Below are 25,947 nucleotides of genomic sequence, written 5' to 3' on the forward strand. Positions count from 1 at the left end.
CATGGTTTTAGATATAGAGTTTATTGTATTATCATCACTTCTAGTGGCATCAATCATTCCTCTTTATATCTATAGAGAAAAAGTTTTTGCCTTTGCTTATAGAAGTGGTAATATCGAGCCATTTCTTGATCTTGTGAAAAATCATATGAAACAAGAACATCCAAAAGTTCCAATAAATTATTCAATAGTTGAAAAAACAGCAGATGAAAAAGACATAAGAGTTAGAGAAACTATAATTGTTGAAGACATAGTAGCTCAATACTTTAACTATGAATATGAAAAACAAACACAAGGAACTGTTAGTAAAGATAGACTATGGACAGGATATGATGAGAAATCTGCTCATAATGTAAAACTACCTGCTGACTGGCCACAAAGAAAAGAACTTGCTTGGGCAAGAGATAATCACAAATGTAATAGATGTGCTAAAACAGTAAAATTAAATGATTCAGTAAGTATCTTTGTAAAAGATATAGAAGATGGAGCAGGATATAATCTTGAGAATATTATCACACTTTGTGCAGATTGTAATAGAATTTTAAACTCTAAAAATCCTAGAAGTACAATGGCTAATCTTGAAGTAATGGATAACTTAATGAAGTTTGTTGAATCATAGATTCAACAAAAACTTAGCAATAAATCCCTTTTTATTTTTTACTTCTATTTCACACCAATCAAACTTATTACAACTTTTTAAATCTACTTTTTCACCTTTATTCAAAGTAAAAACTATTTTAGAATCTGTATTGGGTCTTACTCTTACATTTGAATTAGAAGTATTTACAAAAACATTATTTGCTATTTTTTCTTTGATTATAGTTTTATTTTTAATCTCTTTTAATAAAGCAACTTCTTTTTGTAAATACTCAAGTTGTTCTTTTAATTTTAAAAGTTCATCTTTAGAAGTTCTATCTAAAGAGATATTCTCATTTTTCTCAACTAATACTCTTTTATCTTTATAAACTTCATCCATTATGATTTTTACTCTATTTTTAAGTTCTACTATACTCTTTTCATTCTCTATTGCTTTATCTTTAGTTATATCTACATCACTTAGTAAAGATTGAAACCCTACTTTAAATAAAAAAAGCTCTAATTCTGATGTTTTAACCACTCTATTCTCTTCTTTTACTTCTTGGGAAAAAAGAAAACTAACTAAACATAAACAAACAAATACTAATCTCAAAATTGCTCCTAATTCATCAGATATGTACTATATAAAACTCTTTTTTTACCTTTTTGTTTTATAGCAAAGACATACTGTTTTTTATCTTTTTTTATATCAAAATACTCTATATCTTCCAATAAAATATCCACATATGCATTTTCATAAAACTCATAACTTGTATTTTCAAATTTAAATTTATCTTTACTTTCTATTCTAACTAACTTATTGTTTGATGAAATAAGATAGGCTATATTTGTATAAAAAGGATTATGATAAGTATTATTTGAGCTAAAGATTAATCTTGCATTTTTATCTCTATCATAACTAATAGATGAAAGTTCAGAAGATTCACCTATATCTTCTAAAAAAATATTATAAATCCTATTGGAGTTTTTTATACTTGTTGTTTGTTTCTCAAAGATTTTGTTTGAGTGTTTTGTTTGGTCAAGAGTTTTATATACAAATATAATCAAAACCATAAAAAGAGTTATTGAAATAACTACTTCAAGTAATGTAAATGCTTTTTTTGTCTTCATTATAACTCTATTTTAAAACTATATATTTTCTTTTGAACTTTTTTATCAATACTATATGAAGTTTCATATGTCACCACATTAAAATCATATGAATCATTTTTGATTAACTTAGTATCAATAAGCTCATCTTTTACTTTTACTTTGATAGATTTTAATTCTCTTCTTAGTTTATCATCTTCAAAATCAAACTTTCTACTTAAAAAGATGTTTTCATTTCTACTTTCAACTTCATCAAGATTAAAAGCCATAGATAAATACTCTTTAAACTCTTTTGTTTCATCTGCTTTACTAATCAAAAAGATATTGTCACTTTTTACTTGAAGAAGCGCTACCATTACCACACTTAAAACCATAACAGCAACGATTACTTCCATCAAAGAAAAAGATTTTTTCATTTTTTATTTTATACCTATTCTAATTGCTTCATCAACAGAAGTATCACCTGCTTCAAGCATAAGTTTTAGTTGTTTATCTAATGAAATCATACCATTTGAAATAGCTTTTTTCATAAGTGTAGTATCGTCAACTTCACCTTTTAAATACTCTTTTATATCTTCATCAATAACAAAAAGTTCACCAATTGCAACTCTTCCACTATATCCTGTAAAGTTACAAGACTTACAACCATTTGCTTTATAAATTTTAGTACTATTATCTAAACCAAATACTTTATGTGAGCCTTCTGAATTATCCTCTTCTTTACAATGAGGACAAAGTTTTCTAACTAATCTTTGAGCAAGTACAGCAAGTAATGAAGAAGAGATTAAAAACTTCTCTACTCCCATATCTATAAGTCTTGTAATAGCAGCAGGGGCTCTGTTTGTGTGTAGAGTTGAGAAAAGTAAGTGACCTGTAAGAGCTGATTGAACAGCAATAGAAGCAGTCTCACTATCTCTTATCTCACCAACCATAATAATATCTGGGTCTTGTCTTAAAATAGATCTAAGTCCTGAAGCAAAAGTAAGCCCTACTTTTGTATTTACTTGTATTTGAGAAAACTCGTTTGATTTATACTCAACTGGGTCTTCAACTGTAATAATATTTTTTTCATCGCTTACAACTTGATGTAATAATGAGTGTAAAGTAGTTGATTTACCACTTCCTGTAGGACCAGTTACTAAAACCATTCCATATGAGTTTTGAAGAACATTTTCAAGCTCTTTAGTGATGTATGAAGGGAAACCTAATTCCTCAACACTTAAAATATCTTCACTTTGCATAAGAATCCTCATAACAACTCTTTCACCATAAAATGTTGGAAGAATTGAAACCCTAATATCTAAAGTCTTACCTGCAATTTTGATTTGTGTTCTACCATCTTGGGGAACTCTTTTTTCACTAATATCAAGATTTGAAATAACTTTAATTCTTGAGATTACTAAAGACATGATATTCTTATCAAGCTCAATATGCTTAACTAAAACACCATCAACTCTATATCTAACCTCAGCTTTAAACTCATGCATTTCAATATGAATATCTGATGATTTTTTCTTTATTGCTTGATAGAAAAGTGAGTTTACAAACTTGATAATAGGAGCTGATTCTTCAGAAGTTAAAATATCACTTCCAACTTTTAAAAAGTCACTTACAGAGAAATCTTCATCCTCTAAAGTAGCATCTTCTTGCTCTTGTTGAATAGCACTCATTTCACTATCAGTTTTAATCTCTAAAAACTTATTATAAAGCTTTTCATAAGAGATTTCATCTAAAAATACAATTTCATACTCATAGTTTAACTTAGATAAATAATCTAAAGATAAACTCATATGCTCTTTTGAAATAGCAATAACTATTTCATCGTCAATTTGAGTGAAAAGAACATAGTTTTTTAAAGCAGTTGAATAGTTATCTATCTCATAAGCAGTAAGATTTAAATTGTGAACTTCATTTATATTCATACTAGTTTCCTAAAATCTCTGCTACTCTTTTTTCATGTTCTGTTTGAGTATCAACTTTTTGTTCTAAATTTTCATTGTTTTTTAAAGAAGTATATTTATTTTCCAATTCTTCTAACTTTTTTTGATACTCTTTTTCTCTTTCAAGTTTATCAATTTGCTTTTCTTTTAATCTTATTAATGACTCTTTTAAATATTTGTCTTCTAATAATTTCAATTGAGCTAACTGATTTCTAACATATGATAAATCTTTTGATTTAGGAATAATATAAGGAGTTACAACAATAACTAAACTTCTTTTTCTAAAGTCTGTTTTATTATGTTTAAATAAATTACCAAGTAATGGTACATCTCCCAATACAGGAACTTTACTCTCAGTTGATTCTTCTTTATCTTCTATTAATCCACCAATTATTACAGACTCACCATTTTTAACAATAGCACTAGTAATTACTTCTTTTTTAGTTGTATCAGCATTACCACTTGTTGTTTCAGTTGTTTTTACATCTTCTAAAATAGTATTTATTTCTAATGTAACTTTATTATCATTTGAGATTCTTGGTTTTACTTTTAAAGTAAGTCCAACATCTTCTCTTTTAAAGTTTTCATTTGTTGTTCCACCATCAGTAACAGTTGAAGAAGTTTTAACAGAAATAGTTTCACCAACATAAATAGAACTTTCTTTATTGTTAATAGCTAAAATAGATGGTTCAGAAACAATATCTAAAGCTCCATCTTGATCTAGTAAACTAATAGATGCTCCTAAAGCTAAACCAGAAGTAATATCAGGAATCTTAAGTCCAATACTATCAGGTTTAAAAGCTAATGCTTCTCCACCATTTAAAGATGATGAAAATGTTCCTAAACCATTATTACCAGATTTTCCACCTAATATTCCATATTTTATACCAACTTCATCTACTAAACTATCATTTAGTTCAATAATTCTAGCCTGAACATATACTTGAGCTTTTTCTTTATCAAGCTCTTTTAATAACTCTTTTATATAAGCAATTTCTGTTGATGGACCCATTAGAACTATGGCATTTGATTCTTCATCTATAGAAGATAAGGGTTTGTCATTTGGGTCTATATATTTTTTCTTTCCAATTACACCATCAATTATTTTGATTACATTTTTTGCTTCTACATTTTTTAAAGGTATTACTTCAACTACTCTTTTTACTAATGAATCATTTGCATCAACACTTTTTACATATTTTGCAAGGTAATCAATATTTTGTTTTTGACCTATAAAAATCAATGAGTTATCATCTTTATTTGCAATAATATCAACTTTTTGAGTCTCAATTTTTACATCAAATTTAGATTTTGCGATTGCATCAAGATTTTTCTTAGCTTCAATTGCTTGAATGTTTTTAAGTTCAACTATCTTTGTATCTTTCTTTGCTCCATAAGTCATGATAGATACTACTTTTTTTACTGTTTTTATATTATCAATAAAGTCAGTTAGTACTAAAGAGTTTGATTCTTTATTAGTAACAAGTTTTGCGTTTTGAGAGATAAGGTGTCTGATTTTTGAAGCTACATAATCAACATTTGCATTATGAACTGTAAATACTTCTGTAACCATTTGATAATGAGTTTTTTGTTTTGAAGAGTTTAAAACAGGAACATTTTTCTTAGCACCCTCATTTAGTTTTACTATTCTTAAAATCTCATCATTTTGTACTAGTGTAAAACCTTTTGATTCAAGTACAAAAATCAGTATTTTAACTAACTCATCTTTTTGTAAAGGCTTATTTGAAATAAAATCAACATTACCTTTTATTTCAGTAGTAAGCAAAATATTTTTATCAATAATCTTTGATGTAATTTTTACTAAATCCATAATCTTTAAATCTTTAAAGTTTATATTTATCTTTTCACTTGCACTAAGCGTAAGACTTAAAAATATAATTACAAACAGCACCTTAATCAATTTCATAGTTTAACTCCATTATCTCATTGTTTCTTAGAATTTCAATATTTAAATATTTTGTATTATTTATATTATTATAAACTGCAAATGCATCTGCATATGAGTCTAAAACTTTATTATTTATAGATTTTATTATATCACCTGGTTTAAGTCCAAGTTTACCAAATACTGAGTTTTGATTTACTCGTCCTACTTTAAAACCACTTATTTTAGAACCTTCTTTTATTTCACTAATAGCAATATTATCCCAAACCTTTTGAGGATTTTGAACATATGAGTTTAAATAATCTCTTTTAACTGTTACACTATCATTGTCAACTACAATATTTTCATTTATATTATTTGTTTTTCTTGAAACTTCATAGCTTACATTTTCGTCTTTTTTTTCTATTTGAAGTTTATACTCTTTTGCTTGCTTTTCAAAGATTACATGGTTTTTATATAACTTAGTTAAGATATATCCATCAAGTTCTTCATACTGCGCTATAAAATAGCTTTGTTTATCTCTTTTATTCTCTATAATTGCCCAACCACCATTTGAATCAGTAGAGTATATACCTTTTAAACTATAAGAAGAAAGATTTTTTATACTTGAACTAGGTGTTTTTTTAACTATTGTTTGTTTTGGGATTGAAGTATTATAAAAACCATCATACTTTTTGAATTCCACATAAGTATTTGATTCATCTACATACTCTACACTTGTTTTTGGTAATAAAGAACTTAGTACACTCATAACAATATAAACAACTAATGTTAAATAAATAAAAGGTATAGCTAATTGAACTAATTTATTAAAACTTGTATTCATAAATATACCTTCCATCTTTTAATCTCATTTGTCTTAAAAGATTTGAATAAGAACTTTTCATACTACTTGAAGCATCTAAATAAATAGTAGCCTTTCTATCAAATATATTTAAAGAGCCTTCAACTTTTCCAAAAATACCATCTGCGTTTATTTGAATGTTTTCATAATCTAAAATAGAGTATGTTAAATATATATTTGTCAAAGGAGTAGGAAACATTGTTTTGAAACTATCTAATAATCTTACATTTTTTATGGCTACTTTATTATAAACAAGATAACTATCAATTGATATGTTTTGAATATTTGCAGCATTTATACCTTCTAAATATATATCAACATACTTAATATCAAAGCCTAAAGCTTTATTTTTAAACTCTTCATTTGAAACAATAACATTCTGTTTTTCAAGTTCTTTTTCTAGTGCAAAAAAAAGCTCTTGTTTTGGTAATAAAACTAAAGATATAAATACAAAGAAAAACAAATATACTAAAAACTTAAATATCTTTTTCATTATCTATACCCTATTTCCAAAGCAATATAATCTTTTTGAACTTCCATTTTATTTATGATTAATTGCTTATTTAAAATCTTATTTAAAAAACTATTTAAAACTTTTGCATCTTGTGATTCTATTTTTACTTTTATGTTTTTTTGCGTCTCAACTTTTAAAATCTTATGTTTTCTAAACTGAGCACTATTTACAATTTGATTTACTGTTTTTATACTATTTTCTTTACTTGCCCAAGAAGCACTTAGCTGTTTATACTCTTTTGCTTTATATTTTAAGTTCTCAAATTCTTGTGCTTTTTGCATAAAACTGTTTTTTGATTCATCTACTTGTACAAACGATAAAACTACAAAAGTAAACATTAAAGCAAGAATATATAATGGATTTATTTTATTCATATTTTAATCCTCACTTTTACTATATCACCTACTTTTCTTATAGATACAATCTCATATTTTTTTGATAAATAAGCCTTTAGAGTATCAATAGACACGCTCTTATAATCTAAATCAAAATTTTGCTTATTTATTTCAATACTATCTAACACAAATCTTCTATCTTCTAGGATATAAGAAATTGCTTCTCTGATATTAGTTTGTTCTTTAAAAGTAACTTTGTATGAATCTAGTATAGAGTTTGTTTGAATCATAGAGCTTGGAAGTTTACTTGCTTTTTTAGTTGAATCTATTTTATCATCTAATAAAGAGAGTTCACTTTTGTAATCAAAGATTTTAAAAATATTTACAAAACAAACAATTAACATCACTATCAACAGTGAATAAATCTGTTTTTGAGATAAAGAACTATTATAAAGTTTAATATCAACTTTGTTTGAAGAGAGTTTTAAATCTTGAAGACTATTTTCCAAATCAATATCGTTTGTTAAAATAGAGGAAGGAACTTTTACTAAAATATTTTCATTAGTATATAAAAAAGCTTTATTGCAAATCTTGAATTGAGGAAAGTCTTTACACTCTGTTTGGGCAAAATAAATTGAGTTTACTTGTGAGTTTGAAATACCAGCACTTTTAATAGCTTCAAATATTTTTTTATTTATATATGCAAAACATAAATATTTACCATCTTCAAGTTTCAATACTTGATATGATAACTCAAAAGTATTTTCTAAAATATCCTCAAAAAGTGTAGGAAGAACATGTCTTGCTTGAGTAGTATTTTTTACAGGAATATCAAAAATTCTTACCCAATAAAACTCAGGTGAAAGTATAATATCTACTCTTTCTTTTACATCAAATTTGCTATCTAAACATAAAAAGAGTTTTTTATGTTTATTTGAAACTAAGCTCAAAGTATTTAACCTTTCCATCTTTATCTAAAATATAATATGCCTTTGCCATTTGTTTTAGATAATTAACTCTTATTTTTAGTTCATATAGTTTACTATCATCTGGGGCTTTTATAAAGCCTAAACTATCTTTTATTTTTAAAATATCATCACTGTATATTTGCTTAATAAAAGTAGTTATTATATCATCTAGTTGCTTACTATTTGAGATAGGCTCACTACCTTTTAAAAGATATTGTAAATTTTCAAAACCATCTACAGAGTTATCCCAAAAAAACTCTTGAATACTCTTATATTTTTCTATATCATTTTCTCTTAATAGATTTAAATCATATTTATCATACTCAATAAGCGAAAGTTGTAATTCAACATCTTTTAATGTAAAAGGAATATTTTCTAAAGCCTTTAAATCATCAGGATACTTTTCTATAAATTTAGAAGCTTCATTTTTTGCATTGTTTATCATCATCAAAAGTTGTGATTGATTTAGTTTATAGTTTTGCTCACTTATATACTCATTTGTATCATCTAAGTTTTTCAATATCAATGTTGAAATAGCAGTTATAAAAAGTAATGAGACTAAAAGAACAATTGATTTTTTCAAAACTACCCTAACTATCCTAAATTCATAGAGAAAATTGGAAGCAACATTGAAATTACAATAAACCCAATAGTTACACCAACAAAAAGCATAAAAACAGGTTCTAATAAAGATAAAAATAGTGTAGTTTTATCTTTATTTGCTTCATTATATAAACTTGCTAAGTTATTTAAAATCTCTGATAGCCTACTTGTATCTTCACCAATAGCTATTGAGTGAATAAAAGCTTCATCAATCTTGTAAGTTTTATTTGAGTGAAGTAAACTTGATAGTTTCTTACCTTCGACAACACTTGAAGAAGCATCTACAAAAACCTTTTTTATTACACTGTTTTTTAAGATATTTGCACTTAAGTTTATAGCTTGAACTATTGGAACTCCTGATTTTATCAAAATAGAGTTCATATATGAGAACCTTGAAAGCTCTGCTTGCTCAATCATAGTTGAGAAAAATGGTAATTTTAAAACTAATTTATCAAAAGCATATTTAAAAGCTGTGGACTTTTTCATCAAAAATACAAATAAAGACACCACAGCTATTATTGATAAAAGAATATAATTATAATTATTAGAGAAAAAATCCCCTAAAGCAATAACAATTTTAGTACTTTGTGGAAGTTCTTGATCTATTTGAGTAAAAATATCAGTAATTTTTGGAACTATGAAACTAAGCATAAAACCAACCATAAAAAGTGAAATAAATAGAATAAATAAAGGATAAGCCAAAGCTTGTCCTGCTTGTTTTTTTACTCTATCTTGTTCTTTTAAAAAAGTTGCTAACTCTAAAAGAACAGACTCTAAAAGTCCACCATTTTCACTTATTTTTATTGATTGTTTATAAAACTCTGGAAGCTTTACTACACTTTGAGAATCAAGTGCGACATAAAAGTTTTTCCCCTCATCTAAGTAAGTTCCTATTGATTCAAAAAAAGCACTTAATACTTTATGTTTTTTATATCTTTGTTTCAAAAGTTCAATGGCTGAAATTAAAGAAATGCCTGAATTTAGATAAATACTTAAATCTCTACTTATATAAGATAGAGTTGATAAATCTAAACTCTTTTTTCTTTTTAGAGAGATTTTTGAGAAGTTAAAGTTTTCTTCTTCTAAAGAAGTATACAAAATACTCCTAGCTTTTAATTTAGCTTTAGCTTCTTGTAAATTTGAGGCTTCTAGTTTAGCTTTTACTTTATTTCCATCTGAATCAATACCTTGATATTTAAAAAGCATCTTTAACCTCAACTATATTTTTATTAAACATATCAAATGCATCACCTAATGACTCATAAACAAAAACTTCTTCATACAAAGAATTAAAAACATAAACTTTGTTTTCTAAAGTATCTAGGATAAACTCATTTGTTTTATAATCACTATTTATTTTAAACTTAAAAACCACATCATAATCAATATCATCAATTCTTGCTGTATCAAACTCTTTTTGAACTTGTATTTGATCATATTCATAAACTTCTGGCTTTACTGAAAAAAACTTTTCAACAACTTTTGTTTCATTTAATGTGTTATCTATTTTTACAAAACAATCAAAACTATCATCAATACAAATAAATTCTAAATTTTTATTAAACTCATAAGTATCAAGTAGAGTTTTTTTCAAGTTTTCTAAACTAATTTTTTTATTTTGAGTATTTGAATTAAAACTATTAGTTGAAAAAACTAAAAAATATGTAGTGGAAATTATAACTATTACAATAGTAAGCTCTATTAGAGTAAAAGCTTTTACTCTAATATTACTCATTTATTATTTACACTTTGAGTAGTAAATATCATCTTCAGTGCTCTCTTTTTTATCAGCACCTTTTGATACTAAATCAAATCCACTCTCATTTGAGATGTAAATAAACTCATTATTCCAAGCATCTTTTGGAAGTTTACCATCTTCAAAATATTTCTTTTCAACTAATAAACCTAAACCTTCTTGTGTTTGAGGATATGTAGAATTATCTAGTTTATACATTTTTAAAGTTTGTGCAATACTTTTCATTTGAATACAAACTATCTTATCTTTTGCTTCGTCACTTTTACCTGTAAGATTTGGTAGTACAAAAGCAGCTAGTAATCCTAAAATTATAATTACTACCATTAACTCCATTAAAGAAAATGCTTTTTTCACTATATGTAACCTTTTTTGAAATTTATATAATTATATTGTTTTTTTCTTAAAACAAATTGTTATTTATTCGTATTTTATTGTTCTTGGAAGCTGTGTAACTAAACTGTTCCACTCCTCTTTACTTAAGGATATATAAACAACAATACTATCAGTAAAATCTTTATCTTTTATATCAATATTCAAAGAGTTCAAAAGATATTCTAATTTTGATAATTCATGATACTGGCAATACAACTTTTTAGTTATTAATGATTTATATTCAAATAGTTCAGCTTTGTCTAAAACCTCATTTACACTTGCACCATAAGCTCTAACTAAACCACCTGTTCCAAGCTTAATTCCACCAAAATATCGTACAATAATAACTGCACTATTTATAATATCTGCTCCTGCTAAAACAGCTAATGATGGTTTACCTGATGTTCCTTTTGGTTCTCCATCATCACTACTATTTTCAACAACTTGTTCAAACTCATTTAAATATCTATAAGCATAAACAAAATGTCTTCCTTTAGGATGCTCTTCTCTTAGTCTTTTCATAACTTCATCAAATTTATCATAAGGCATCAAATGTGCAATAAACTTTGATTTCTTCTCTTCATAAGTGTTTTCAAACTCTTCTTTTACAAACTTCAAATAAAATCCCGTTATATTAAAATAAATTATAGTATATATAAACTATTCTTGATAAAAATTTAACTATAATTTCGCATGAGATTAGACCAATACCTAAAAGACAACTTTCAAATTCAAAGTAGAAACAAAGCAAGCGAACTTATAAAAGCAAATAAAATAAAAGTAGATGACAAAATAATCACTAAAGCATCTTTTGATGTAAATGAAACAAATAATATAGAAATATTAGAAGATGAGTTTTATGTAAGTCGTGCTGCGTATAAATTAAAACACTTTTTAGAAGAGATACCGAGTTTAAAACTTGAAGAGAAAACTGCCCTTGATATAGGTAGTAGTACAGGTGGTTTTACACAAATACTTCTAAATCAAAATGTAAAAAGTGTAACTTGTGTTGATGTAGGATCAAACCAACTACACGAAAAAATAAAAACTGATGAAAGAATTAGTTTTTTTGAAAATACAGATATAAGGGACTACAAGAACGAAAATGGTTTTGAAATAGTTACTTGTGATGTTTCTTTTATTTCTATTTTAAATATTATTGAAGATATAAATAGATTAAGTAATAAAGATATTATAATCTTATTTAAGCCTCAATTTGAAGTTGGAACAAATGTAAAAAGAGATAAAAAAGGTGTGGTAAAAGATAAAAAAGCAATTGAAAATGCAAGAACAAAATTTTTAGATAATACTAAACTTTTAAACTGGGAACTAAAATATAACTCAAAAAGTAAACTGCAAGGAAAAGATGGAAATGAAGAAGAGCTCTTCTATTTTAGTAAATAAAAATACAATTACTTCTATAGCAATAGGAGGATTTGATGGTATGCATGCTGCTCACCAAAAACTTTTTGAAAGACTTGATGAAAATGGTGCTATTTTATCAATTGAGTCTGGCTATGCAAACTTAACACCTAAAAGCCATAGACAAGAGTACTCAAAATACCCTATTTACTACTATGTACTTGATAATATCAAACATTTAGAAGGAAAAGAGTTTATCAAACTTTTAAAAGAAGAGTATCCTAACTTAAAAAAAATAGTTGTAGGTTTTGACTTTTGTTTTGGAAAAGGTAGAAAAAACTGTGTAAAAGAACTAAATGAACTTTTTGATGGAGAAGTTGAAGTTCTTGATGAGGTTAAACTAGATGATATAGCTGTTCACTCAAGAGTAATAAGACAATACCTAAAAGATGGTGATATAAAAACTGCAAATAAACTACTTGGCAAAGAGTATAAAATATATGGAAAGCATATAAAAGGACAAGGATTAGGAGCTAAAAGTTTTGTTCCAACTATAAATCTTTTTGTAGAAGAGTTTTTACTTCCAAATGAAGGTGTTTATGCTACAAAAACTATCTTAAATGACAAAGAGTACAACTCTATAACTTTCTTAGGACATAGAGTAACAACAGATGGAAGCTATGCTGTTGAAACACATATATTAGATGAAGAAATCAAAAATGAAGAGTTTATCGTACAAGTTAAATTTTTAGAAAAACTAAGAGACAATCAAAAATTTGATAGTTTTGAGGCTTTAAAAAAACAGATATTTTTGGATATTGAAGAAGCGAATAACTATTTAAAAGAGTTAATCTAATTTTAATGAGTATTTTATCTTTCGGTATCTTTTTTTATCTAAAGTTATAAATACTCTTTTAAAATCTATTTTATTTCTTGAAACTTTTGCTTCCTTTGCTTTAAAAGGAATATTTTTATAGTTACCTTCTATTTCAAACAACAACAAACTACCCTCAAGAAAATAACCTTTTTTAAAACTAATAAATAAATCTTTTTTTGAATAATTTCCATTAATATAAAATGAAGAGTTTGATAAAACTTCTTTTTTATTATAAAACCTAAATTCTTTTAATTTATCATAATCTATTGTTTTTAATTCTGCTTCTATTCTATATCTAATATTTTGACTATCTATTTTATATTCTTTAACATTAGATAAAATAATTTTTGTAGCATTTAAATAAGATAGAAATAAAAAGATGAAAAAATTAATTTTAAAAAAAAAGTTCAAAAATCACCTTTACTGAATAAAAGTAATTATATATTAATTTTAGTAAAAGTAGAGCTAAGCTCTACTTTTACTTAAAAATTATCAGATATAAATGTATCTAATACAGTGTTACTATCAGCAGAAATAAACTCTTCTGTAAAAGTATATCCAGCTAAAAGAATAGTTGATGTTTCAATAAACATAGTTCCAGAATCATTAACTAAATGAATATATACTTCTTCATTAGATTCAGTTGTACCATCTTTATATAATTCAACTTTAATCCAATTATTAACTGTATCTTCAGACCAAGTACCTATTACTTCAGTTGTTCTAGAAGCACCATACATAGCATCTTCAGTCGCTTTTACAACATCAAAGTTATCATTTAACATAAATTTAGTACCATTTTCTCTATCTGTATACCAATTATTTAAAACAAATAAATCAATTAAACTATTTAGATCAGTTGCACCATGATTCGTAGCACTATCCCATCTATCCCAATCTTTTGTTGTTGCAGCTGTTGTTACCTCCATATTTGATATTGTTTTATATACATTATCATAACCATTAACAGTAGATGTACTAATTAATGTAAGTGTTCCCTCTTCTCCTGATTCTGAATCAACATAACTTGCTAACTTGTTATTTGTAGAATCAGGTGTAACAGTTAAACTAAATGTTCCATCTTCTTCATATGTACTATTAGAATCATTATAATCATAAGCTATACCAGATAAAGTATTATTAGCTGAATTAAAAGATAATACATCATACCAATCATCACCAACAGATAAGAAGTTTCCTGTTGTCAATTCTGCAAATGTTAAAGTTTCTAATGCACTAACTGCTAAAAAGTCATGAACCCTTAACTTTGTTGGTGTAGTAACTTGATCATATAGTGTACCATCATCACCACTTAGTCTAACCTCAGCTCTAAATCTAACTGAATCAATTCCTAAATCATAAGAAGCATCTGTCGTTACAACTGCCTCTGTATAAGATTCTATAGTATTTCCAGAGTCATCAACTTTTGATACATTAAATTTGATATCAGAACCTTCAGTAGCTATACTTACTGCAAATTTAGATTCACCATATTCATAAACTGTTTGAGTTGAAGTGATTGTTCCATTTGCTAATTCTACTTCTGATGCCCATTCTGAATCATATTTAGCAACATAGTATTTGATTTTTCCAGTTGTGTCACCATCTCTTAAATCAAGTTTTACAAATAGCTTTTCACCTGCACTATTAATATTGTCCATAAAAGCAATCATAGCACCTCTACCAATTGGTCCAGTTGCATCTGTTGATAAAATGTCAACATCACTAAGACTAATTTCTGCTTTTACTTCTGATTTAGGTGTCGTGAAATTTTTCTTAGCTTCTGCTCTTGAATCAATACCATCAGCCTTATAAGCATTAATAAATAAATCATCAAAATAGTCATCTGCTTTTACATCATTTCCATTCACTAAGTATTTTTCATCATCTTTTACATTAGCTAAAGTCATGCCAAAAGCTTCTACATTATCTTCACCATCTATTATAAAGTCAATCATATCTTGACCTGTTAGAATTGTATCATCTAATTTTGTAATACTTAAAACAATATCATCTAGTTTAGAAGTTTCAGCTGTTGGCATTGTTTGAGGCTCTGGCTCAGAACCTTCATAATGGAAATATGTTACATCATTGTATGAGTCATACCAATCAAGAACTTTACATTCAAGAACACCATTTATTTTAGCTTCTTCAATACTTACTATATCACCATTACTACATAAGTTTTGCCAATTTGAACCTAGACTTGTAATATCCATAGCTGTTGTTGAATCAAATAATTTTGATAAAGCAATTTTTACTTCTTTAATTTCATCATCATCTTCAATACTCATAATATAAGAAGAAGTTCCAGAAATGGCATCTCTTATTGATGTCATATCATTTTTATCTTCTTGAGTTAATCCAGTATCAGAAGAATCATTCTCATCTGCGCCATATCCTAAAGGTAAATCTAATAATAAATTTGCTGCAGCAACTAAATTCTCCTTGGCTTCTGGTAACCTAGTAGAAGCTGCTGATGTTAATTTATATACACTACCTGAATTTAATACACTTGCAGGATCAATATCAATATTAGAATATTCAGTTAAAACTCCACCTATATCTTCAGTCTGAATTGCAACATCTGCATCAGCCATCCATTGATAAGAAGACAATTGTTTTAATTGTGCAGCAAAACTTAAAATACCTGCTCTTAATGCTTTAGAATCATTTGTATCCATTGTTTCACCACCATATCCATATACAGCATCTGATGACGTAAATAGAGTTCCAAACTCATCACTAATTAATGAAAGTTTATCTGCCATTGCGTTTAACTTATTAGTCATTGTTAAACTTAAATCAATTGGATTATCCATAATATCTAAATCAATTAAATCTTTAGTCATGGCTCTTACAATTTTATTTAAAGTAGAAGTATCTGTTAAATCAACTGTTGAATCATTATTTTCAAATACTAATAATGAAGATATATCTGAATCATTTAAAATTTTTGCTAATTCAATTGAAAGCTTTACAATTTGTGCTTCTGTTGAAGTATTAGACTCCACTAAAGCATAAGCTTCATCAAGTTTTGAATCTATATTTTCAAGTTCAGGATCAATTGATTCAATAATCTTCATTGCTGCATCTACATCTGAGTTTAATGGAGTACTTCCATCTGTAATTACGACAGTAAACTCTTTTACAACTGAAGCATCAGAAGCATCTTTTGCTGTAAGTTTCATTAAATGTTCACCTAAATTATCAGCTGTAGCATTTACTGTTAATACAGCTGTGTTTACATTAAATTCCATCCAACTTGGCAATAAAGTACCATCTGCATATGTAACATCATAAGTTAAAGTATCTCCAACATCAACATCACTAATATAACTACTTAAATCTATAGTTTTAGATACATCTTGTACTGCACTTTGATTTGGAATAGTTGCAGCTGTTGGAGTATCATTAGTGTTTACAACCTCTATATTGAATGCATCTAAAGAAACAGTATCATTTCCTTCTGTAACTGAGATAACTATATCAGAAGTTGTACCAACATTATCATTTGTAGGAGTACCACTTAATTCTCCTGTAGTTTCATTAAATGTTGCCCATGTAGGTTTATTTACAATAGCAAATGTTAAGTTATTACTATTATTATCTTTAGCCGTTGGAATAAATGAATAAGAGCTATCCTCATTTACAGTAGTATTTGGCGTTCCAGAAATAGTTGGAGGTGTTAAGTTTACAGTATCCCACTCAATTATACTCAAAGTAATTTCAACTGTATCAGTAGCAGAACTACTATCAGTTACTGTAACGCCAAATGTATACTCTGAAACATCATCAGTAGTTAAATCTCTATTATTAGTAATTTTTCCATTTTCATCAATAGATAAGAATGATGGTGTATTATCAGATAAACTGTAACTTAACTGATCAGTTGAAGTATCTTCTGTACTAGTAACAATTGATACACCATTTCTATACACTGCTTCTACAGAACTTGATACACTTAACACAGGTACAAAGTTATCTACTGAAAGATTAAATACAATTGTATCATTTCCGCCAGGATTTGTTGCCGTAATAGTAATACCTGTAGTTGATTGTTGTTCACTTACATTTGCAGGTGTACCATATACTTCACCTGTTACACTATTTATTTTCATCCAAGAAGGATTTCCTGAAATAGTCCAAGAAGTAATTTCATCTCCACTATCAACACTTGGAATAAACGAATAAGCAGTACCTGTCACAACACTTGATGAAGGTGTTCCTGAAATTTGAGGTGCTGCATAGGCTGTAGTTGATTTAAATGTAGTTGTATATGTACCAACAGTAACTTTTGAATAAGTATTAGCTCCACCCGTTAAAGCAGATGTATGCTTAACAGCTAAAGTTTGTCCAGCAGAAATTGTTCCTGATGTTCCAGATTCGATGCCATCAATAATTAATACTCCATTATCAACAGAAACTGGAACTTCTACATTTATACCCTTAATAGTTATAGTACTCGAAGTTATTTCAGTATCTTGTGTTACATCTGATTGAGAAGTAAATGTAAATGCATCAACTAAAGCATCTTTTACTTTAGTATATGATACTAATTTATTAGCAACTCCACCTATTGTTAGAACAGTTTCAGTTTTAGTTTGATATTCAGAAGAAGTAGTTTGCATTACTTTGATTTGATCATTAAGATTTACAGTTCCTGCTTCATTTGTAAAATCAGACCAAGTAGTACCATTATCAGATGAAATAGAATAAGTACCATTAGTAATTGAAATAGCTGTATCTGTATTTATACCAGTAATAGTTCTTGCTGAACTTGTAATTTCAGTATCAAGTTCTTGATTTTCAAATAATGAGAATATTATTGCATTTGGTGTTGTATCTGCTACAAATGGGTCAGCTTTTGTATTTGACTTAAATTCATATACATTTGAACCAATTTTAAGTTTTGATACTGTTTCTGTACTAAACTCTGAAGAAGAAGTATGTCTTACTTGAACAGTGTCATTTACAGATACAGTTCCAGCTGTTGTTACAAAACTTCCTCCATTTATACTATATTCAGTATTATTACCTTCATCAACAACATCAATTTCAATAGCAGTATTAAATCCTGTTAATGTTTTAGTTCCACTTGTTGTCAATGTAGAAATTTCTGTATCTTCTACTTTATCAAATGAAATTAAATCAGGATTTTTATCCTCTAAAGTAGTAAATACTTTAAATGTATCTTCAATACCACCAATTGTTAAAGTGGCTTCAGTATCAGAAGAAAAATTAGAAGAAGCATCTGTTCTTACTTTTACTGTATCTCCATTTTGAACTGTTCCAGCAATAGAAGTCCAACTACCACCATTTATTTGATATTCTCCACCAGTGATTGAAATAGAAGTATCTGTGTTTACACCAGTTACAGTGATTGCATTACTTTCTACATTAGTTGTACCTGGAGTAATACCTTTCTTATACCCTAAATCAAAACTATTAGGTGTAATATCTGCAACAAATGGATCAGATTCTGTCGTAGATACGAAAGAGATTTTTGTTCCACCAATTGTAACATTAGATATAGTATTTGTTGAATATGAAGTTGAAGAAGTATGTCTAACCTCTAAAGTATCACCATTACTAATAGTTCCAGCTGTTGTACTCCATGCTCCACCGTTTATTCTATATTCACCATTAGCTATACTAATCGTAGCAGAAGAACCATAAATAGCCTTTGTTGGGATAGTTGTAGTAGCAGTATAAGAACTATTTCTTGCTGCATCTTTAATTGCTGTAAAAGAAATACCATGTCCAATTGCTAAAGTACCATCAAGTAAATCATCACTATTTGGAACACTTTCTAATTGAAGAGTTGTTTCCATTTTTGAAGCAACAACAGCTAAATCAACAGAAGCTGCTTCTTGCTGAACTTCTTCTAAAGAAGCAAGTGCCTCGTCATCAATATTTCCATCGCCCAAGTCAGTAGCTAAATCTTGTATAACTTTTTCTGGGTCATCTGTAGATAAAATAGCCGTAGTAAGCTTTAAAAGTTGTGTATTTGCAGCTTGTTCTTCCGTTGTACCAGAACCACTTGTTAAGTCTAAATCTTCTAAATCAGTTCCTGAAGGTAAAGAGATATTAAATGTCTCAACAACAGCATCTTTTGCTTCTGTTTTATATGTAGAAATATCAGCAGTAGGAGAAGATTGCATCTTAGTTAAGATAGTTTTCGCTGCTATATCAGTAAGAATATTAATATTCAATTTTAATTCACTAGTTCCACCAACTTCTTCAATAGCCATTAAAGTACCCTGAGAATACCCTCCTGTGGCCTCATTATAGTACTGACCATCTTCAATTACAAACTTAGTAGGACCACTCCATGTAAAATCTGAACTAGAAAATGAAAACTTATAATCAGATCCAATAGTTGTAGTAGCACTGTCTTCTGCAATTTCATTACCAGAATTATCTAAATGTACTGCTTTAACTGTTGTCCCAACTACAAAAGGTCCCTTAGATGGTAAACCACCTGCTCCACCAGAAGAGGAAGAAGAACCTCCACCTCCACAACCAACTAACATACCTGCAACAACTGTAGATATTAAAGTATTCCTTACAATATTACTTCCCATTTTATATCTCCTTAAAATATATACAAAGTTAATAATTTAAATTATTACTACAATACTCTTACATTATTTTTACATAATAAAACTTAATGTTTTTCATAAAAAAAGATAAATTTCCTATAAAAAAATTGTTTTTTTAACTATTAAAAAGAATAATTCTATACTTTTATTAACTTAATTATAATTATTTAAAATGATACTATTTCTTATTTACAATTTGATTTCAATTGTTAAAATAAAAAAATTTATTTTCATCTAGATTAATAATAATTTGGATAAAATATCCCTATGGTAGATAAAGTATTTGAAAAATCAATAACAAAACAATTTGAATTCGATGAAGATGTTGCATCAGTATTTGATGATATGTTAAATAGGTCAGTTCCTTTTTATAAAGAAATGCAAAGGTTATCTATAAACTTTGCTTGTAACTTTCTAGAAGAAGATGACGTAGTCTATGATTTAGGCTGTTCAACAGCTTCAACACTTATTGAGTTATCAAAACATTTTGAAAAAAATTTAAAACTTATAGGTATAGATAATTCAGAAGCTATGCTTAGTCGTGCTTCAAAAAAAGCTAAAGCTTTTGGAGTTGAAATTGATTTAGTAAATGCAGATTTACATGACATTTCTTATGACAATGCAAAATTAATACTTTCAAACTACACTTTACAGTTTATAAGACCTCTTCAAAGAGAAAAATTAGTAAAAAAAATTTATGATTCTTTAGAAGATAAAGGAATTTTTATTTTTAGTGAGAAAGTAATCTCTTCAAACCCAACATTAAACAAACAATCTATTGATGAATATTATGATTTCAAAAAAACACAAGGGTACTCTGAGTTTGAAATAGCTCAAAAAAGAGAAGCATTAGAGAATGTTTTAATACCATATACAGAAGATGAAAATAAACAAATGATAAAAGACGCTGGTTTCTCACATTGTGAGACTATTTTTAAATGGGTAAATTTTGCCACATTTATTGCAATAAAAAACTAAAGGACAATTATATGTTAGAAATTGGAACAAAAGCACCTGATTTTTGTGCACCAAACCAAGATGATATTGAGATTTGCTCAAGAGATTTAAAAGGTAAATGGATTGTTTTATACTTCTATCCAAAAGATATGACTCCTGGTTGTACTACACAAGCTTGTGATTTTACAGAAGCACATCCTCAATTTGATGATTTAGATGCAGTTATTCTAGGAGTAAGTCCTGATGATGCTCAAAAACATAGAAAATTTATTGAGAAAAAAGATTTAAGTATCACATTATTAGCAGATGTTAACAAAAAAATGTGTGAAGATTATGGTGTATGGCAACTAAAAAAATTTATGGGCAAAGAGTTCATGGGTGTAGTAAGAAGTACATTTATCATTAATCCTGAAGGAGATATAGCTGCTATTTGGGAAAAAGTAAATGTAAGAAAAAAGAAAACTGTAAAAGGTGAAAAAATTGAAATTGTTCATGTAGAAGAAGTTAGAAAAAAACTTCAAGAACTACAAGAAGCATAAACTTAGGATTTATAATGAATAGACTTTTAAATAAAATTACAATTATTGGTTCATCTTTACTATTAAGTGCAACACTTGCAAGTGCAGAAACTACAGTTTGTTATAAAGATAAATGGAACACACCATCAACTATTGAAACAACTAAACTAGATGGTGGTTTATGTCAAGGAAAGTTTTCAATCAAAGACATGGAAGAGAAAGGATGGAGAGTTTTAGATATTAAGATTGACTCAAATCAAAACTCTTTAAGCTATAAATATCTTTTAACAAATGAAACACTTGAGAAAAAAGAAGTAAAAAAAGTTGATACAAATGAAACTACACAAAAACTTTCTTATCAAGCATTTGGGATAAAAATTGACAATATTAAAGATAATAAAACAGTTATTGATATTGGAAATTTAATAGTTGGTCAAAGTGGAGTTGTTATTCACTTACATGATAGAGATAAAAGACTTATTGTTGCAAATGCAAAAGTTGTTAACTCAGATGATACAAGCTCAACTATAGAATTTAGTAAGTTCGATGATATTAAACAAGATGCTCTTCCTACATCAAAAAGAGGTGTTCAAAAAGGTGATATTTTAGCATTGAACTATTTATATACTTCATCAATGTTAATAGCACCAAATCAAGAATCTTTCCAGATTGTTAGAGAAAACTTTAAATACAATAATTTCTTACACTCAGATATATTTGCAGCACAACTTAAAGTAAATGAAGAAGAACTACCTTCTAAAAAGTCTATTCAAGAGTTTGCGATCAAACAAAATCTAAGAACTATATTTATTGTAATTGAAAATAAAGTATATGTTGTTGATGCAAAAACATTTAAAACATTAACTAATTATGATATTAAATATACTTCTGCAAAATCAGAAATGCCTTTCTATACAAGAATAGAAGATATAAAAGGTGCACCTCTAGATTTTGATTTTAGTTTTGATTTTTCAATTTTCAATTTTCTGTTAGATGAAGAAGATAAAATTGATAATAAAAAATCATATAACAAAAATAGCTATGAAGACTATTATAAAAATATTTTAGGAATTAACTAATGATAAAACAAGAACATTTAGATTATTTAACATCTATTGTTGGAGAAGAAAATGTAAAAGCTGATAAAGCTCACTTAATTGCATACTGTTACGATGCAACAAAAGAGAGATTTGAACCAGATGCAGTTGTCTTCCCTAGAGATGAACAAGATATTTCAAAAATCTTAAAATTTTGTAATGAAGAAAAAATTGTAATTGTACCAAGAGGTGCAGGTTCAGGTTTTACAGGTGGAGCTTTACCTTCAAATGGTGGTATTATTTTATCACTTGAAAGACATATGAATAAACTTCTTGAAATTGACATGGAAAATATGGTTGGTGTTGTTCAACCTGGACTTATTAATATGGATTTTCAAAAAGCAGTAGAAGCAGTTGGACTTTTCTATCCACCAGACCCAGCAAGTGAAAACTACTCTACATTAGGTGGAAATGTAAGTGAAAATGCAGGTGGTATGAGAGCTGCTAAATATGGAATTACAAAAGATTATGTAGTTGCTTTAAGAGCAGTACTTCCAAATGGTGAAATTATCACTGCTGGTAAAAAAACTATTAAAGATGTTGCAGGATATAATACAGCAGGTATTTTAATAGCAAGCGAAGGAACACTTGCTGTAATTACAGAAATCACTTTAAAGTTAATCCCAAAACCAAAATTCAAACAAACATATATGGGTGTATTTCCTGATGTAAATAAAGCAATGAATGCAGTATTCAAATCACTTGCAAGTGGTGCAAATCCAGTTGCAATGGAATTTTTAGATGCACTTGTAATTAAAGCTTTAAGAGAAAAATTTCCACAAGTTGAATTACCTGAAAATGCTGGTGGAATTTTAGTTGGAGATGTTGATGGTTCATCACAAGCAGAAGTTGACTCACAAATACAAACACTAAAAGAAGCATTTGCAAAGTTTGGTTCAGTTGATTTTATTGAAGCAAAAGATGAAGCACATGGAAACTCACTTTGGTTTGCAAGAAGAAACGCAAGTCCAGCAACTATGATTTATGGAACAAAGAAATTAAATGAAGATATTTCAGTTCCAAGAAGTAAACTTCCAGAAGCCTTAGATGCAATTTATGCAATTGGTGAAAAGTATGGATTTAATGTTCCTTGTTTTGGGCATGCAGGTGATGGTAATATTCATGTTAATGTAATGGTTAAAGATAAAACAAATCCAAAAGAAATGGAAGATGGACACAAAGCAATTGAAGAGATTTTCCAAATGGTTTGTGATATGGGTGGAACTTTATCAGGTGAGCATGGAATTGGTTTATCAAAAGCACCATTTATGAATATCGCATTTAATGAAGCAGAGATTGAACTATTTAGAAGTATAAAAAGAGCTTTTGACCCAAATAATATTCTAAATCCTTTCAAGATGGGACTTTAATGACAAATGAATAGTGAAGATAAAAAAGATAGCTTAGCTAAAAAAATAATACTAGGTATTGAGAATTTTTTTAATGATGATACTACATATTATGCTGCAAGTCTAAGCTTCTTTACTATCTTCTCTATTTTACCAATAATTGCACTTTTAATTGCAATCATTTCAACCTTTCAAGAATTTCAATCTTATATAGATATTTTTATTGATTATATTTTTAATATAATTAATCCAACTCACTCAGCTGATATAGTAAATACACTTAAAGACTATATATCAAACTCAAGTAAATTAGGTTGGTTAGGAATAGTTTATATGTTGTTCGTATTTATAATGTTCTTTAAAGATTATGAGTATATTGTAAATAAGATACATAAATCAAAAAGAAAATCTATACACTTCTCTTTTATTTTTTATTCCTTATATTTAGTAATGCTACCAATAATATTTGCTGCTTTAAATATTGTCACAGCATTTTATGATAATAATATTTTAAACACAATTTTTTCATATCTATTCTCTTGGTTAATATTTTACTCTTTATTTAAATATAGTGTAAATAGGAATATTGATGATAAAGCAGCACTAATTTCATCATTTATTACACTAATAATATTATCAATAACAAAAAATCTATTTGTATATTATGTTATATATAATAAAACATACACTACAATATATGGTTCTTTAGCTACACTTTTATTTACATTCTTTTGGATATATGTCTCATGGATAATATATCTATATGGAATAAAGATGTGTCACAAGTTAAATATACAATATCAAGCAAAAAAGAGTATAAAATGAAAAGAAAGCTTTTATTAACTATTTTAACACTAAGTTCAATAACATATGCAAATGAAGTAGATAATAAAACCTTTTTAGATGACTTTATCAAAAATACAAATGATTTTAGAGAATCAGTACATTCATCAATTATTAATACTTCAAGAAATGTTGATAATTTCTTTTTTCAAGATACAATAGAAAATTTAGATTACCATGATGCTTATGGACTATTAGAATTTTCAGCATCACAAAATCAACATGAGAATATTGTTTTTGATCAAAGAGTAAAAATAAAACTAAAACTTCCTAGATTAAAAGAAAAAATTCATTTAGAAATAGAAACTGATGAACAAAGAGATACAATTGATAATGTAGAAAGCAAAACATCTGAAAGTAAAAAAGATGATGTAAATTTAGCAATTGCATATTATAAAACATTTAAAAACAAAATAAATCTAAAAACTAAAGTTGGATTAAAAATAAAATCAAAACTAGACCCTTTTATAAAAACTGAAGCCAATAGAAGTTTTCAAGATTTAAATAGTAATTATATCTATACTATTAGCCAAGCCTTCAAATATTCAAATTTAAATGATTTAGAATCAACATCATATTTTAATATAGATAGACCAATAAATGAAGTTTTTTCAGCACATAACTTCTATCAACATTATTGGCAGTCAAAAAAAGAAAATGATAGTGAATTTTATAGTTCACTTTATCTAGATCAAAAATTGACAAATAAAGACTATATAAGATATACAGTTAATACAAACATAAATAATATAGACTCTGATATGAAAGTAAAGAGATATGCTTTAAAATTAAAATATAGACACTTTATAAAAAAGTGGTTATATATAGATACTATTCCTGAAAACTATTATAGTAGAAATAATAACTTTAAACCTAGATATGCTATGAGATTTAACTTAGGTATATATATAAACAAAAACTCTTACTAAAAAACGAAAGAAATTAAATTTCTTTCGTCTCTTCTACTTCATTTTCAAAATCAATATTAAGATCATCTAAAAAATCATCATCGTAGTCTTCACAATAAATTGCATTAATAGTTTTAAAATCTATTAATAACTCATCTTCATTTAAAAAAGTAAACCAAAAAACATCTTGCCTACTAGAACTCATATATTTGATATATTCACATCTTAAAATATCATAATTTTCATCAAAACACTCAAACTCTAATTCTTTTGCATCAGAGAGAACTAAATAAACTAATTTCATAATAACTCCTAAATAAAAAAGATTATAAATAAAATAGATTTCAAAAGGGTAACAATATTAAATAAAAAGAGATGAAAAAAAAAGAATAATAAGGGAAAAAAATAGCTAAAAAAAAAGCTTAGTTAAAAACATGTGAAAAATGTTTTGAACTAAGCTTTAGATAAAAACTCAAGAGCTGGCAGCGGCCTACGTTTCCACAAGTGAAA

At 27.2% G+C, this 25,947-nt stretch carries 26 protein-coding genes; 9 read left to right on the forward strand and 17 right to left on the reverse strand.

Features of this window, described 5'->3' with window-relative positions:
* Position 1: 1 nt before the first annotated feature.
* Positions 2–616, forward strand: coding sequence for an HNH endonuclease (locus ACH5BF_RS10995; RefSeq protein WP_423274278.1), 615 nt, complete (start codon positions 2–4; stop codon positions 614–616).
* Here ACH5BF_RS10995 and ACH5BF_RS11000 read toward each other — a convergent pair.
* The 14 genes from ACH5BF_RS11000 to ACH5BF_RS11065 form a co-directional block, all read right to left on the reverse strand.
* Positions 611–1,186 carry an SH3 domain-containing protein gene (locus ACH5BF_RS11000; RefSeq protein WP_423274279.1) on the reverse strand — a complete coding sequence of 192 codons (576 nt, stop codon included), beginning with the start codon at positions 1,184–1,186 and terminating at the stop codon, positions 611–613. The genes ACH5BF_RS10995 and ACH5BF_RS11000 overlap by 6 nt on opposite strands.
* A gap of 8 nt (positions 1,187–1,194) precedes the next feature.
* Complete coding sequence (locus tag ACH5BF_RS11005; RefSeq protein ID WP_423274280.1) at positions 1,195–1,704, reverse strand: PulJ/GspJ family protein; 510 nt, start codon at positions 1,702–1,704, stop codon at positions 1,195–1,197.
* Complete coding sequence (locus ACH5BF_RS11010; RefSeq protein WP_423274281.1) at positions 1,704–2,099, reverse strand: type IV pilus modification PilV family protein; 396 nt, start codon at positions 2,097–2,099, stop codon at positions 1,704–1,706. Before ACH5BF_RS11010 ends, ACH5BF_RS11005 begins: the two co-directional genes overlap by 1 nt.
* Positions 2,100–2,102: 3 nt before the next feature.
* On the reverse strand, positions 2,103–3,605 hold the full coding sequence (locus ACH5BF_RS11015; protein ID WP_423274282.1) for a GspE/PulE family protein: 1,503 nt from the start codon (positions 3,603–3,605) through the stop codon (positions 2,103–2,105).
* A 1-nt stretch (position 3,606) separates the two neighbouring features.
* Positions 3,607–5,550, reverse strand: coding sequence for a secretin GspD/PilQ domain-containing protein (locus ACH5BF_RS11020; RefSeq protein ID WP_423274283.1), 1,944 nt, complete (start codon positions 5,548–5,550; stop codon positions 3,607–3,609).
* Positions 5,537–6,355: a hypothetical protein gene (locus ACH5BF_RS11025; protein ID WP_423274284.1), complete on the reverse strand. Its 819-nt coding sequence runs from the start codon at positions 6,353–6,355 to the stop codon at positions 5,537–5,539. The genes ACH5BF_RS11020 and ACH5BF_RS11025 overlap by 14 nt, the downstream gene beginning before the upstream one ends.
* The gene (locus ACH5BF_RS11030) at positions 6,339–6,866 is read right to left on the reverse strand and encodes a hypothetical protein (RefSeq protein ID WP_423274285.1); all 528 of its coding nucleotides are present in this window, start codon (positions 6,864–6,866) and stop codon (positions 6,339–6,341) included. Before ACH5BF_RS11030 ends, ACH5BF_RS11025 begins: the two co-directional genes overlap by 17 nt.
* Positions 6,866–7,261: a hypothetical protein gene (locus ACH5BF_RS11035; RefSeq protein ID WP_423274286.1), complete on the reverse strand. Its 396-nt coding sequence runs from the start codon at positions 7,259–7,261 to the stop codon at positions 6,866–6,868. Before ACH5BF_RS11035 ends, ACH5BF_RS11030 begins: the two co-directional genes overlap by 1 nt.
* Entirely contained in the window at positions 7,258–8,172 is a 915-nt protein-coding gene (locus ACH5BF_RS11040; RefSeq protein WP_423274287.1) for a hypothetical protein, read from the reverse strand. The genes ACH5BF_RS11035 and ACH5BF_RS11040 overlap by 4 nt, the downstream gene beginning before the upstream one ends.
* A complete protein-coding gene (locus ACH5BF_RS11045; protein ID WP_423274288.1) occupies positions 8,153–8,773 on the reverse strand; it encodes a hypothetical protein in 621 nt (206 codons plus the stop codon). The genes ACH5BF_RS11040 and ACH5BF_RS11045 overlap by 20 nt, the downstream gene beginning before the upstream one ends.
* An 11-nt stretch (positions 8,774–8,784) precedes the next feature.
* The gene (locus tag ACH5BF_RS11050) at positions 8,785–9,999 is read right to left on the reverse strand and encodes a type II secretion system F family protein (RefSeq protein WP_423274289.1); all 1,215 of its coding nucleotides are present in this window, start codon (positions 9,997–9,999) and stop codon (positions 8,785–8,787) included.
* Positions 9,989–10,528: a type II secretion system protein gene (locus ACH5BF_RS11055; protein ID WP_423274290.1), complete on the reverse strand. Its 540-nt coding sequence runs from the start codon at positions 10,526–10,528 to the stop codon at positions 9,989–9,991. The genes ACH5BF_RS11050 and ACH5BF_RS11055 overlap by 11 nt, the downstream gene beginning before the upstream one ends.
* Before the next feature lie 3 nt (positions 10,529–10,531).
* Positions 10,532–10,903: a type II secretion system major pseudopilin GspG gene (gspG, locus tag ACH5BF_RS11060; protein ID WP_423274291.1), complete on the reverse strand. Its 372-nt coding sequence runs from the start codon at positions 10,901–10,903 to the stop codon at positions 10,532–10,534.
* A 63-nt stretch (positions 10,904–10,966) separates the two neighbouring features.
* Positions 10,967–11,539, reverse strand: coding sequence for a YigZ family protein (locus ACH5BF_RS11065; protein ID WP_423274292.1), 573 nt, complete (start codon positions 11,537–11,539; stop codon positions 10,967–10,969).
* Between the two features lie 75 nt (positions 11,540–11,614).
* Between ACH5BF_RS11065 and tlyA the strand changes: the two genes are divergently transcribed.
* On the forward strand, positions 11,615–12,325 hold the full coding sequence (tlyA, locus tag ACH5BF_RS11070) for a 23S rRNA (cytidine-2'-O)-methyltransferase TlyA (RefSeq protein WP_423274293.1): 711 nt from the start codon (positions 11,615–11,617) through the stop codon (positions 12,323–12,325).
* Positions 12,294–13,139: a bifunctional riboflavin kinase/FAD synthetase gene (locus tag ACH5BF_RS11075; protein WP_423274294.1), complete on the forward strand. Its 846-nt coding sequence runs from the start codon at positions 12,294–12,296 to the stop codon at positions 13,137–13,139. Before tlyA ends, ACH5BF_RS11075 begins: the two co-directional genes overlap by 32 nt.
* On the opposite strand, the gene ACH5BF_RS11080 is transcribed toward ACH5BF_RS11075, so the two are convergent.
* Together ACH5BF_RS11080 and ACH5BF_RS11085 are read right to left on the reverse strand one after the other, a co-directional pair.
* On the reverse strand, positions 13,131–13,571 hold the full coding sequence (locus ACH5BF_RS11080) for a hypothetical protein (protein ID WP_423274295.1): 441 nt from the start codon (positions 13,569–13,571) through the stop codon (positions 13,131–13,133). The two genes, ACH5BF_RS11075 and ACH5BF_RS11080, sit on opposite strands and share 9 nt — an antisense overlap.
* 71 nt (positions 13,572–13,642) lie before the next feature.
* Entirely contained in the window at positions 13,643–19,747 is a 6,105-nt protein-coding gene (locus tag ACH5BF_RS11085) for a beta strand repeat-containing protein (RefSeq protein WP_423274296.1), read from the reverse strand.
* A 285-nt stretch (positions 19,748–20,032) separates the two neighbouring features.
* On the opposite strand from ACH5BF_RS11085, the gene cmoA reads away from it, so the two are divergent.
* Genes cmoA through ACH5BF_RS11115 form a run of 6 tightly spaced genes read left to right on the forward strand, consistent with a single transcriptional unit; the run spans position 20,033 to position 25,458 of the window.
* Positions 20,033–20,743: a carboxy-S-adenosyl-L-methionine synthase CmoA gene (gene cmoA, locus ACH5BF_RS11090; protein WP_423274297.1), complete on the forward strand. Its 711-nt coding sequence runs from the start codon at positions 20,033–20,035 to the stop codon at positions 20,741–20,743.
* Positions 20,744–20,754: 11 nt separating this feature from the next.
* The gene (bcp, locus tag ACH5BF_RS11095) at positions 20,755–21,261 is read left to right on the forward strand and encodes a thioredoxin-dependent thiol peroxidase (protein ID WP_423274298.1); all 507 of its coding nucleotides are present in this window, start codon (positions 20,755–20,757) and stop codon (positions 21,259–21,261) included.
* A gap of 14 nt (positions 21,262–21,275) precedes the next feature.
* Entirely contained in the window at positions 21,276–22,319 is a 1,044-nt protein-coding gene (locus ACH5BF_RS11100) for a plasminogen-binding N-terminal domain-containing protein (protein ID WP_423274299.1), read from the forward strand.
* A complete protein-coding gene (locus ACH5BF_RS11105; RefSeq protein ID WP_423274300.1) occupies positions 22,319–23,707 on the forward strand; it encodes an FAD-binding oxidoreductase in 1,389 nt (462 codons plus the stop codon). Before ACH5BF_RS11100 ends, ACH5BF_RS11105 begins: the two co-directional genes overlap by 1 nt.
* A 6-nt stretch (positions 23,708–23,713) precedes the next feature.
* On the forward strand, positions 23,714–24,511 hold the full coding sequence (locus ACH5BF_RS11110; RefSeq protein WP_423274301.1) for a YihY/virulence factor BrkB family protein: 798 nt from the start codon (positions 23,714–23,716) through the stop codon (positions 24,509–24,511).
* Positions 24,508–25,458, forward strand: a complete 951-nt coding sequence (locus ACH5BF_RS11115; RefSeq protein ID WP_423274302.1) for a hypothetical protein — start codon at positions 24,508–24,510, stop codon at positions 25,456–25,458. Before ACH5BF_RS11110 ends, ACH5BF_RS11115 begins: the two co-directional genes overlap by 4 nt.
* A 13-nt stretch (positions 25,459–25,471) precedes the next feature.
* On the opposite strand, the gene ACH5BF_RS11120 is transcribed toward ACH5BF_RS11115, so the two are convergent.
* Positions 25,472–25,741 (reverse strand): hypothetical protein, encoded by a 270-nt coding sequence (locus ACH5BF_RS11120; RefSeq protein ID WP_423274303.1) that lies wholly within the window; start codon positions 25,739–25,741, stop codon positions 25,472–25,474.
* Between the last annotated feature and the right edge of the window lie 206 nt (positions 25,742–25,947).

The organism is Arcobacter pernae (genome assembly GCF_049472135.1).
Taxonomy (GTDB): Bacteria; Campylobacterota; Campylobacteria; order Campylobacterales; family Arcobacteraceae; genus Arcobacter_B.